Source organism: Haemophilus parahaemolyticus (assembly GCF_018373095.1).
GTDB lineage: Bacteria > Pseudomonadota > Gammaproteobacteria > Enterobacterales > Pasteurellaceae > Haemophilus_A > Haemophilus_A parahaemolyticus_A.
Map to the genome: position 1 here is coordinate 1 of NZ_JAHAHT010000046.1, position 12,563 is coordinate 12,563.

At 40.2% G+C, this 12,563-nt stretch carries 10 protein-coding genes; 8 read left to right on the forward strand and 2 right to left on the reverse strand.

Annotation, left to right across the window (positions count from 1 at the left end; all coding sequences use genetic code 11):
- From KH943_RS05925 to malT, 4 genes are all read left to right on the forward strand, one after another.
- A partial coding sequence (locus tag KH943_RS05925; RefSeq protein WP_304108882.1) for a TOBE domain-containing protein occupies positions 1–784 on the forward strand: 784 nt, incomplete at its 5' end.
- A gap of 38 nt (positions 785–822) precedes the next feature.
- Positions 823–2,097, forward strand: a complete 1,275-nt coding sequence (locus KH943_RS05930; protein WP_304108884.1) for a maltoporin — start codon at positions 823–825, stop codon at positions 2,095–2,097.
- Between the two features lie 157 nt (positions 2,098–2,254).
- Complete coding sequence (gene malM / locus KH943_RS05935; RefSeq protein WP_304108886.1) at positions 2,255–3,157, forward strand: maltose operon protein MalM; 903 nt, start codon at positions 2,255–2,257, stop codon at positions 3,155–3,157.
- Between the two features lie 155 nt (positions 3,158–3,312).
- Complete coding sequence (gene malT, locus KH943_RS05940) at positions 3,313–6,033, forward strand: HTH-type transcriptional regulator MalT (RefSeq protein WP_304108888.1); 2,721 nt, start codon at positions 3,313–3,315, stop codon at positions 6,031–6,033.
- On the opposite strand, the gene KH943_RS05945 is transcribed toward malT, so the two are convergent.
- Complete coding sequence (locus KH943_RS05945; protein WP_304108891.1) at positions 6,015–6,398, reverse strand: cytochrome b562; 384 nt, start codon at positions 6,396–6,398, stop codon at positions 6,015–6,017. The two genes, malT and KH943_RS05945, sit on opposite strands and share 19 nt — an antisense overlap.
- A gap of 144 nt (positions 6,399–6,542) precedes the next feature.
- Here KH943_RS05945 and trhP point away from each other — a divergent pair, with 144 nt between their 5' ends.
- A complete protein-coding gene (gene trhP / locus KH943_RS05950) occupies positions 6,543–7,940 on the forward strand; it encodes a prephenate-dependent tRNA uridine(34) hydroxylase TrhP (protein WP_304108894.1) in 1,398 nt (465 codons plus the stop codon).
- A 101-nt stretch (positions 7,941–8,041) separates the two neighbouring features.
- Here the strand turns inward: trhP and grcA are convergent, their stop codons facing one another.
- The gene (gene grcA / locus KH943_RS05955; protein WP_040217094.1) at positions 8,042–8,428 is read right to left on the reverse strand and encodes an autonomous glycyl radical cofactor GrcA; all 387 of its coding nucleotides are present in this window, start codon (positions 8,426–8,428) and stop codon (positions 8,042–8,044) included.
- A 201-nt stretch (positions 8,429–8,629) separates the two neighbouring features.
- On the opposite strand from grcA, the gene ung reads away from it, so the two are divergent.
- The 3 genes from ung to KH943_RS05970 all read left to right on the forward strand — a co-directional run.
- The gene (gene ung, locus KH943_RS05960) at positions 8,630–9,301 is read left to right on the forward strand and encodes a uracil-DNA glycosylase (RefSeq protein WP_304108898.1); all 672 of its coding nucleotides are present in this window, start codon (positions 8,630–8,632) and stop codon (positions 9,299–9,301) included.
- A 2-nt stretch (positions 9,302–9,303) separates the two neighbouring features.
- Positions 9,304–11,850, forward strand: coding sequence for a bifunctional uridylyltransferase/uridylyl-removing protein GlnD (gene glnD, locus KH943_RS05965; RefSeq protein WP_304108901.1), 2,547 nt, complete (start codon positions 9,304–9,306; stop codon positions 11,848–11,850).
- Positions 11,851–12,107: 257 nt separating this feature from the next.
- Positions 12,108–12,563: type I restriction-modification system subunit M N-terminal domain-containing protein (locus KH943_RS05970; protein ID WP_304108904.1), on the forward strand; the 456-nt coding region annotated here is incomplete at its 3' end.

Here is a 12,563-nt window from a genome sequence, read left to right on the forward strand (position 1 = left end):
AGCAGAAATTCTACAACTTGCTCACCTTTTAACCCGCAAACCGAAAGAGCTTTCAGGTGGTCAGCGTCAGCGTGTCGCAATTGGACGTACGTTAGTTTCACAACCAGAAGTCTTTTTGCTTGATGAACCCCTTTCTAACCTTGATGCGGCATTACGTGTGCAAATGCGTGTGGAAATTTCCAAACTGCACAAAAAACTCAACCGCACAATGATTTATGTAACTCACGATCAAGTCGAAGCCATGACCCTCGCTGATAAGATCGTGGTGTTACAAGCAAACAGCGACAACATTGAGAGTAACGTGGCTCAGGTTGGTCGCCCATTAGAGCTTTATCACTATCCAGCTAACCGTTTTGTCGCAGGATTTATCGGTTCACCAAAAATGAATTTTTTACCTGTGCGTGTGGTGGAAGTGAAAGAGGATGCGGTTCAAATTGAGATGTTAGATGCAGATCACGTGAGTTTCTGGATTCCTGTGGAAGGTATGGGCTTAAATGTGGGCGATAACGTTTCATTAGGTATTCGTCCAGAGCATTTACTCCCTTGTGAACATAGCGACATTTGTATTAAAGGCACGGTAAAAGTGGTGGAGCAATTAGGGCACGAAACGCAAGTTTATCTCGAATTACCTGCAATTAAACAGAATATTGTTTATCGCCAAAATGACATTGTGTTAGTCAAAGAAGGCGATGAAATGGCAATCGGTATTAATCCGAATCGATGTCACCTGTTCCGTGAAGATGGTACAGCGTGCAGACGTTTATATAAAGAGTTGGGTGTTTAACCTGTTTTTACATAATGACAAAACTAAAGGAGCTTATTATGAGCCTTAATAAAACAGTATTAGCAACAATCGTATCTGGTGCATTACTTTCTAGCACAGCATTTGCTGTTGATTTTCATGGTTATGCTCGTTCAGGCATCGGCTGGACATCAGGCGGTGGTGAACAATCTGCATTCTCAGTAAATGGTGGTGGTTCTAAATACCGTTTAGGTAATGAATCTGATACCTATGCAGAATTTAAATTAGGTCAAGAACTATTCAAATCGGGTGAGAAATCTATCTACTTTGATTCTAACGTTGCTTATGGCGGTACGTTAAATGATAACGACTGGACAGATACTAGCCCAGCACTACGCGAATTAAATGCACAATTTAAAAACTTTGCAGATGTGTTACCTGGTGCAACATTATGGGCAGGTAAACGCTTCTACCAACGTCACGATGTGCATATGAACGACTTCTACTACTGGGATATTTCTGGTCCTGGTGCAGGGGTTGAGAACATTGATTTAGGTTTTGGTAAATTATCTGTAGCAGCAACCCGTAATACTGAGCGTGATGGTGCATTCTCTTACTATTATGACCACGCAACAAAAACATATAAGGATGATCGTACGCAGAAAAAATCGGTTTATAACGATGTATTTGATGCGCGTTTAGCTAATATTGAATTATGGAAAGATGGTTCATTAGAGTTAGGTTTCGATTATGCTAAAGCTCATACCAAAGATGATGCACATTTCGTTAACGATAACGCAGTGAAAAAAGGTTATATGGGTACAGCAGAATACACCCAAGGTAACTTCTTTGGAGGCTTCAATAAATTTACCGTGCAATATGCAAAAGATTCAATGGTGGATGGTGCGGGACATGCTAGTGGCAGTTCTGCAGATAAACGCGGCAATATGCTTCGCTTAATCAACCAAGGTACATTCCAAGCAAGCGATAAAGTAGAAGTAATGTATGCCTTAATCTATCAAAAAAATGATTTAGATAACAAACAGGGTAAAACGTGGTACTCTGCTGGTATCCGTCCAATGTATAAATGGACAGACACTATGAGCACTTTATTAGAAGTGGGCTACGACCACATTAAAGATCAAGCTACTGGTAAGAAAAATGATTTAATGAAATACACTGTTGCACAACAATGGCAAGCAGGTAACAGCATTTGGGCTCGCCCGGCAATCCGTGTATTCGGTACTTACGCACACTGGAATGATAAATTCAATCAATCTGCTCGCACAGATGCAGGCTACAAAACGAAAGATGGCGAATTTATCGGTGGCGTACAATTTGAGGCTTGGTGGTAATAGCTTATAAAGCGGTCAAAATTGGTAAATCATTTGCAAAAATCGACCGCTTAAAATTATCGTAGGGACAGGGTTTATCCCTGTCCTTTTCATATTATCGGACGGGATAAACCCTGCCTCTACAATTTATTACAATGAATATTTCAAGGGATAATTTATGAAATTCAAACTCTCCCTTTTATTTTCCGCTCTTGCCCTTTCAAGTGCTATTTTTGCAAACGAACCATCTAAAACCGAACTCGCTAATTTCAATTGGCAAGCGGTCGATTTATCGCAAAAAATTACCAGCGATGTGAACGAGGCAAAAATTGCCGCCTTCGCTAAAAATCTTGCAGGCACAGACAGTGCCGTTATTGGTTACAAAATTCCTGCCAATCAAGGCACATTAAATATCAAAATTAAAAGCTTGGTCGTAGATAACAACCACATTTTTGTACCGAATGTATTAGTGCTTGATAGCAATTACAATGTTTCTCTCAAATATCCAGCCTCCCAATTTAAGAAAGCGGAAGAGCGAGGGTTAGAAGGTAACCAATTACAAGCTGAATTAAGCTTAACCCCTGTTTCAGGACAAGATTTTGTTTATGTGCTTCTCTACACCACTGAACAAGATCTGAATGGGCAAACGCAATTCACCCACCCTGCTAAACTCTATGAAAAGGCAAAAGGCAACCAACCGCCAGCAATTGCCGATATTATGGTAAAACATACCAATTCGGGTAAAATCGAGTTAGAGGTGGATGGCATACAATCAACGCAATTTGTCGGTTTAGGTAATATTGCTAAAGGTGGTGCGATCTTTGAAAGTAAAGCACAAACTGCACCTACGCAAAGCGTGGGAGAGGCGAAACCAACGGCGAGCAAAATGCAAAAAAGCGTTAAAAATGAACCGCTTGCTCAGCCTGTAGAGCAAACTACGGAGCAATATTTCAACCAAGCGGTGAAAAGTGCGCTGAAAAATCATGACATTAATAAAGCAATGAACTTGGTCAATGAAGCAGAAAAATTAGGTTTAACTCAACCTCGTAAAATTTTCTTACAGCAAGTTTCATCTAAATAATCCTATCTTTTTATCATAATGATCCTTTTGCCATCACTGCTGCAACACCGTGATGGCTTTTTTATATTCTGGTTACCAGAAATTTCTCCCCCATTTTCTGTAAAAAATTGCTAAAATCAAACTGCCATACATCCATAAAAAGAGGAAAAGAAAGGATGCCATCTCTAATTTCGGGTTTAATGTCGAGTAAATTTATTGCTCATTTTTCGAAAAAAGAAAATAAGATTGAACGCCCTGCCTTATTGGCAAAATTAGAAAAAGCAAAAAATTATCCACTCACCCTACTTGCTGCTCCAGCAGGTTATGGCAAAACGACCTTAATGGCTGAATGGCAAGCTATTCAAACTGCAAAACATCTGCGAGTTAGCTGGTTAAGTTTAGATAAAAGTGATAATCAAGCGGTCGAATTTGCTCGCTATTTTACACAAGCATTACGGGACGCAACGCATCTCTCTTTTAGTCATTGCCTCTTTCAAGATGATCTTACCCGCTATTTTCATGAACTCTTGCTTGAATTACAAAGCATTCGTTCCCCTTTTTATCTTATTTTGGATGATTATCATCTGATCGAAAATGCAGAAATTCACGAAGCAATTCGATTTTGGCTAAAGCATCAGCCTGAAACGATGCATCTCATTCTGCTTTCTCGTACGCTTCCTCCCATCAGCATCACACAATTACGACTGCGTGAGAAATTGCTTGAAATAGGTGTAAATGATTTAGCCTTCGATCTTGAACAATGTCGTCAATTGATTGAACAAGCAACGAATATTACCCTAAGTGAAACAGCACTTCATCTCCTCTATGAGCATACGCAAGGTTGGATTAGTGCACTACAACTACTTTGCTTTAGTTTAAAAACTTCCCCAGAATGGCTTAATACACCAGAGAAATTATTTGCTAGCCTGAGTCAGCAATATATAGAAGATTATTTGAGCGAGGAAGTCTTCCATTTCATTCCATCACAAACGCAATATTTTATGCAATGTTGTGCTCTGCTACATAAGATGAATGAACGTCTCGTATTCGCTTTAACGCAAGCAGAAAATGGGATTTATCAACTTGCAGAATTAGAAAAACAAGGCTTATTTGTACAACGTAATATTCACGAGAATGGCGAAACGTGGTGGCAATTTCACCCGATTTTATCTGATTTTTTACGCCAACGTTGCCGAATGGAACATCCTCAAACTTGGCGAACATTACATCACCTTGCTATAACGGAATGGCTAAAGCTAGGTAATGGCACAGAAGCCTTATATCACGCTCAAATTTTAGAAGAGCCAGCATTACTTTATCAAGTATTGCAAGAATATGGTTGGAGATTATTCCATCAAGGACAATTAAAATTACTCGAAGAGTGTTTAAATTTAATGCCTGCTGAGCAGATTTGGCAGGATTCGAATTTAGTGCTGCTGAAAGCGTGGTTATCACAAAGCCAGCATCGTTATCAAGAAGTCTCGGGAATCTTGCAAAATTTTAAACCAAATCAACCGCTTGAAGAGGATTTACAGGCTCATTTTGAAGCCTTGCAAGCTCAAGTTGCGATTAATGAAGGTAATGAGGATCTAGCTTACCAGCTTGCGAACCGTGCTTTAGTACATTTTTCTTCTAAAGTGGGCTATGCTCAAATTGTCGCTAATTCTATTATTGGCGAAGCACAACATTGCCAAGGTTACCTCAAAGAAGGTTTGCAGCGAATGCAAAAAGTAGAAAAGATGGCATTAGAGCACTCTGCTTATCATCAATGGCTCTGGTCAAAATTACAGCAAGCTGAAATGCTTTCCGCTCAAGGTTTTCTACAATCTGCTTATGATTTACTGAAAGATACGACGCAACAGGCTCAACTTTTACACAAAATTCCGATGCACGAATTTTTATTCCGTTTACGCGGACAAATTTTGTGGGAATGGCACCATTTAGATGAAGCTGAGGAGATGGCAAATGCGGGGATAGAAGTGCTTGAAAAAGAGAGTGAACAAGCACATTGCTTGGCATTGATCGCAAAAATTTCTCTTACTAAAGGGAATTTAACGAATGCTTCCCGCTTAATTGAACAAGGTAAAAATCTGCTTGCTAGCCATTTTGTTCATCGCGATTGGCTAACGACTTTTGATGAAGTTCAGCTCTATTATTGGCAAATTAGCGAAGAAAAAGCACCGCTTGAAGGGTGGCTGGTACAAACCACGTTCCCGACTCAAGATCATAATCATTTCTTGCAACGCCAATGGCGAAATATTGCCCGCTGCTATTTGTTGCAAGCACAGTTTGATAAAGCATTAGAGATCGTAAACCGCTTATTAAAAACCACGGCAATCTTTAATTTAATTAGCGACACACAACGAGCTTTGATTTTACGCAATCGCATTTATTATCAACAAGGTCAGCACGATTTAGCTCAACGCGATTTAATCCAAGCCTTAAATCTCAGCCAACAAACTAATTTTATTAGTGCGTTCGTGATTGAAGGTGAGTTGATGGCTGAACAAATCCGCCAATTACTGCAAATCAATGTGTTAGATGATTTATCAACGCATAAAGCGAAATTTATTTTGCGTAGTATTAACCAGCATCATCGTCATAAATTCGCCCATTTTGATGAAGAGTTTGTAAGTCATTTACTGAAAAATCCACAGCTGCCTGAACTGCTCAAAATAAGTCCGCTCACTTCCCGCGAATGGCAAGTGCTTGGGCTAATTTATGCGGGTTACAGCAACGAACAAATTTCTCAAGAATTAGTCGTTGCAATAACCACAATCAAAACGCACATACGCAACCTCTACCAAAAGATTGGTGTTGAAAATAGGATTGAGGCGATTGAGTATACGAAAAGTTTATTGAAGATGATGGGATATAACTATTTATATTCCTTATGATATTTCTTTCTCATCTCATCAAGCTGTTCAATCATTTCTTTTGCTTCGGCTAAATTGCCTGCTTTGGCTTTTTCGTTGGCTTGATTTACCACATCAATCACTTCTTGCACGCCTGCTTGGTAGCCTTTGAAGCGTTCTTGATCATCTCCTACACTTTTTGGCATCGTATGTTGAGCATCTTTTGAATATTCGATAAATTGCTCGGCAGCAGCTTGGAATTCCTCACTGGTTTGAGATTGGTTAAGGGCGTTGAGTTGCTTTTTCATTTGAATCATCTCTTTCATCACGCCTGCTGAAAGTGCATTTGCAGAAAATGCCAATAATCCCACCGCTAGAGAAGTTTTTAATAGCGTTTGAAGCTTCATTTAAGATCCTTTATTCAAGATAAGTAAAAAGAAATGCCATTTTAATAGAACAATCGCTTGCTACAAAGGGGTATTTCTTAGAAAATAATCGCTTTATGCCTTTCATTCTGAGAGGCACTGACTTGTAATCAGAAGAGAGTAATCATGACTTTAAAATACGCAAAACCTGAATTGTTATCGCCTGCGGGCACGTTAAAAAATATGCGATACGCTTTCGCTTATGGTGCAGATGCCGTTTATGCAGGGCAGCCTCGTTATAGTTTACGTGTGCGTAACAACGAATTTAACCACGCAAACCTTGAAATTGCGATTAAGGAAGCACATGAGCTTGGCAAAAAATTCTATGTGGTAGTGAATATTGCGCCGCATAACTCTAAGCTCAAAACCTTCATTAAAGATTTGCAAGTGGTTGTAGATATGAAACCCGATGCATTGATTATGTCAGACCCTGGCTTGATTATGCTTGTGCGTGAACATTTCCCTGATATGGACATTCACCTTTCCGTGCAAGCCAATGCGGTAAACTGGGCGACGGTAAAATTCTGGAAACAAATGGGCTTAACCCGCGTGATTTTATCGCGTGAACTCTCGCTAGAAGAAATTGAAGAGATCCGCAAACAAGTGCCTGAGATGGAACTTGAAATTTTCGTGCACGGTGCGTTATGTATGGCGTATTCTGGTCGTTGCTTGCTTTCTGGCTATATTAACAAACGTGACCCAAACCAAGGCACTTGCACCAATGCTTGCCGTTGGGAATATAAAATGGAAGAGGGCAAATTGGATGACGTGGGCAATATTGTGCCGAAAGAAGATACGGTGCAAAAATACCAGCCTGAAATTGAAGTGACTAATGTTGCCCCAACGCTCGGCGAAGGTGCAGTGACGGATAAAGTGTTCCTTTATACTGAAGCACAACGCCCAGATGAGCAAATGACAGCGTTCGAAGATGAGCATGGTACTTATTTTATGAACTCGAAAGATTTGCGTGCAGTCCAGCATGTAGAACGTTTAACGCAAATCGGTGTGCATTCTCTGAAAATTGAAGGGCGTACTAAATCGTTCTATTATTGTGCAAGAACAGCTCAAGTTTACCGTAAAGCAATTGATGATGCTGCAGAGGGGAAACCATTTGATAAAAGCTTGTTAGATACGCTTGAAAGCCTAGCTCATCGAGGTTACACCGAAGGTTTCTTGCGTCGTCATACGCATGATGAATATCAAAATTATGAATATGGTTATTCTATTTCTAAACGCCAACAATTCGTAGGAGAATTTACGGGCAAACGCAATGCAGAAGGTATGGCGGAAGTGGCGGTAAAAAATAAATTCCTAGTCGGTGATTCTGTTGAGATGATGACGCCAAAAGGCAATATTGTGTTTAAAATCGACCGCTTGTTAAACCGTAAAAATGAAAGTGTGGAAGCAGGGCTTGGTGATGGACACTTTGTTTTCTTAGATGTGCCTGCGGATATTGATTTAGATTTTGCGTTGTTGATGCGTAATTTAACTGATACCAATACGAGAAATCCGCATAAAGCGTAACCATAAATCTCCTTCTTCCGCTTTTCTAAAGAGGGAGGTATAAAAAAGCTAACTAGAATATTCCAGTTAGCTTTCTTTTAATTTAACAATCTAGCTCGTAATTATAGGCTTTCAGTGAAAGTACGAGTAATTACATCGCGTTGTTGTTCTGGAGTTAATGAGTTGAAACGAACTGCATAACCAGAAACACGGATAGTTAATTGTGGGTATTTTTCTGGGTGTTTAACTGCATCTTCTAAAGTTTCACGACGTAAAACGTTTACGTTTAAGTGTTGACCACCTTCAACTTTGATAGTTGGAGCGACGTTTACAGGCACTTCGCGGTATGCGATTTGACCTAATTCGCTGATTGCAACAACTTGGTCTTCTTTGTAAGCGTCGCCTTTAGCAGCGATACAACGAGCTTCGTTTTTCTCGTCATCTAATAACCAGAAAGAGTTTAATAAGTTGCTGTTTGTTGATTCAGTAATTTGAACACCTTTAATCATTTTAAGACTCCTAGTATAAGAAATTGAAAATAAACTATAAAAAAATTTGAAAGATTCAACTTTTTTTGAATGGGGGCATTATACCCCTATCGAGATAGAAAGCGATAAAAATTTGAACATTTTTTACAAAAGTAGCTTTAATTGAGTAAAAATAATACAGTTTATGTGTTTATATGCATTAGTTACGCACAAGAGGTTATTATGAAAACGTGGAAAGAGGCCATTGGCGAAGAAAAAGAGAAACCTTATTTTCAACAAATTTTGCAACAAGTACACCAAGCTCGACACGCAGGTATCACCATCTACCCGCCACAAAATGAAGTTTTTAGTGCTTTTTCTCTGACTGAATTTAACCAAGTGAAAGTCGTGATTTTAGGGCAAGATCCCTACCACCGCCCAAATCAAGCCCACGGCTTATCTTTTTCGGTCAAACCACCCGTCGCTCCGCCTCCATCGCTTATCAACATTTATAAAGAGTTAGCAACAGATATTGAAGGTTTCGTTGTTCCAAGACACGGCTATTTGGTCGATTGGACGAAACAAGGCGTGCTGCTACTCAATACTGTGCTTACCGTAGAGGAAGGTAAAGCTAATTCTCACGCCAATTGGGGATGGGAAACCTTTACGGACAAAGTGATCGCACAACTCAATGTACATCGTGAAAATATTGTTTTCTTACTTTGGGGAAGCCATGCACAGAAAAAAGGAGCGTTCATTGACCGCAATAAACATTGTGTTTTAACTGCTCCGCACCCATCACCTCTTGCTGCTCATCGCGGCTTTTTCGGTTGCCATCATTTTTCTAAAGCAAATGAATATTTGAAAGCTCACGGAATGGCAGAGATCAACTGGCAATTACCGCTTGAGGTCTAAAGATGAATCTGAAAGAGCATCTCTCTCAATTTAATATTGAGCAAAACGCCCTGTTTGCATCAGCCGATATCATGGCTCTACTGCATCAACGCAGCGATTTTTATGATCAAATGTTACTTCACCTTTGGCAAGATTTCGGTTTTACTGAACGGCAAGATCTTAGCTTAATTGCTGTTGGTGGGTATGGTCGCCGTGAAATGTTCCCTCTCTCCGATTTGGATATTCTCGTTCTTACCGAAAATCCATTAGACGAGCAAACTCACGCCAAATTAAATGAGCTTTTCAACCTGCTGTGGGATGCTAAATTACAAGTAGGGGCGAGCATTCGCACTTTGCAAGAGTGTTTAGACATCGGTAAGCAAGAGCTTTCGGTTGCAACCAATATGTATGAAGGACGTTTTTTATACGGTAATACTGAGCTTTGGCATCGTCTTGTTGAAGCTCTTTTTCAAGATGATTTCTGGGCAACGCCCGACTTTTTCCAAGCCAAAATGGCAGAAAAAGAAGAGCGTTACGCCCGTTATCACAATACGAGCTACAACCTTGAACCCGATCTTAAGCATAGTCCAGGTGGACTTCGCGATCTGCATTTAGTGCTTTGGATTATGCTACGTCATTATGGTGCACGTAGTTTTGATGCACTCTTTAACAAAGGCTTGCTTTTTCCTGAAGAATATCAAGAACTTAAACAAGCGGAGAACGTACTTTTCCGAATGCGATTTGCGTTGCATACGCAGCTCAAACGCTACGATAACCGTTTACGCTTTGATCGCCAATTACAACTTAGCGAATTGCTTGGCTATCATGGTGAAGGCAACCAGCCCGTTGAAGCAATGATGCGAACCTTTTTCCAAGCAACGCAATCGATTTCGCAGCTTAGCCAGCTTTTGCTAAATAGCGTGAAACAGCGTGTTTTAGGCTTACAAAATAGTGCAGAAAAACAACCGCTTGATGAACATTTCTATCTACAAAATCAGCAAATAGCGGTGGAAAATCATCGTATTTTTGCAAAACAGCCCGAAACGATTCTGGATCTTTTCTATCATTTAACGCAACACCCTGAATGGCAGGTTGATCCGATGACGTTACGTTATCTTCGTATCGCTCTTCAAAAACGCCAGCAGCCATTGTGCGAATTACCAGAAGCACGAAGCCGTTTTATCCAAATTATTCAGCAGCCACAAATGGTTAAAAATGCGATTGTGCCGATGCATCAATTAGGTGTGCTTTCGGCTTATTTCCCCGCGTGGCAAGGTATTACAGGGTTGATGCAGTTTGATATGTTCCACATTTATACGGTCGATGAACACACCGTTCGAGTAATGTTAAAGCTCGAAAGTTTTCTTGATGAACAGACCAAAGCTATTCATCCACTTTGTCATCAAATTTTCGCCGCTTGTACGCATAAGCCGTTGGTTTATTTGGCTGCATTGTTGCACGATATTGCGAAAGGCCGTGAAGGCGATCACGCAGAGAATGGAGCGGTGGATATGTACGATTTTGCTCGCCTACACGGATTCGATGAGAGCCAATCTAAGCAAATGGCGTGGTTGGTAAAAGAGCATTTGACGATGTCGATCACCGCTCAACGCCGTGATATTCACGATCCTAATGTGGTGCAGACTTTTGCAGAAATTGTGGAAAATCAGACCGCTTTAAGCGATTTGGTTTGCCTCACGGTAGCGGACATTTGTGCCACTAATGAAACCCTTTGGAACGACTGGAAACGCACGCTGCTTTCACAACTTTTCGAGTTCACCACTCAGCAACTTGCTGAGCAATTGGACTACAAAAAAGAGGCAGAAAACAATCAAGCTGAAGCCTTAGAAATTATGAAATTGGCACTGACGCCTTCTCAGCACAAGCGTTTGGCAATCTATTGGGCGAATGGGGCAGAAAGTTATTTTTTACGTAATAAACCCACTCAACTCGTGTGGCACGCCTTGGCATTACTCAAGCAAAATCAACTGCCATTGGTATTAGTTTCCAACGAATACGCTCGTGGAGCAACGGAGATCTTTATCCATTGCGAAGATCAAAAGCAACTTTTTGCTCGCATTGCGAATACGTTGAGCAAGAAAAAAATTAGCATTCACGACGCTCAAATTATCACTAGCCAGAATGATCTTGTTTTCGACAGTTTTATCGTTACTGAGCAGAATGGACAGGCTTTGGATGGAATCCGTTGCGAGCAAATTCAACAAGCCTTGCAGAAAGAGCTTACTGAACCGCAGACCAAACCTTTTGCCGTGGTGAAAAAACCAATAAAACATCAAACCTTTAAACGCAAAACGAAAGTCCGTTTTTTAGCAAACTCTAACCAAAATCAGACCGCTTTTGAGCTGTTTACGCTAGATCGAGAAGGCTTATTAGCACAAGTGAGCCAAATTTTCAATCAACTCAATTTAGTTCTGATTAACGCGAAAATTACTACCATCGGTGAACGCGTGGAGGATTTTTTTGTAGTAAGTACGCAGGAAAATCAAGCACTTACGGATGAAATGAAAAAAGAGCTGAAGCAGATTATTGTGAGAGAATTGGATTTGTAACTCTAGGGGGATAAATTCCCCTACAAACAACCAAGAAAAAAGATTTTCTCATATATAATAGCCACTGTTTTGTGCAGAGAAAACAAAACTCAGCCTCACAAAAATGCTGTAACTTTAATCAATTAAACCATAAATCATTGTTTTTATTCATCTTTTTTAGGAATTTGTAGTATAACGACAAACGACAAACGACAAACGACAAACGACAAACGACAAACGACAAACGACAAACGACAAACGACAAATCTGGTGACCAGATCCTCGCTCAGTCATTTTTAAATGAATTAGACGAAAAACTCTGGTCATCTGCTGATAAACTCCGTCAACAACTTGATTCCGCCAATTATAAACATATCGTTCTTGGTCTTATCTTTTTAAAATACATTTCTGATAATTTTACCCATCAACAGGAAAAAATTCAGGCAGAACTCTCCGATGCGGAAAACCCCCTCTATCTTGACCGCACTTTTTTTGATACTGAAGAAGAGTATCAAGAAGCCTTAACTGCAGAACTAGAAAACCGTGATTATTACACCGCGGATAACGTATTTTGGGTGCCAGCTTCAGCCCGTTGGCAAGCCTTACAAGAAGTCTCTATTCTCAACACTGGGGCAGAATTGCCTTGGAATATAGGAAAGGAGCGTGGGAAATTTTCTGGCGTCGCCAAACTGATTGACGATGCCTTTGATGCTATTGAAAAAGACAACGAAAAA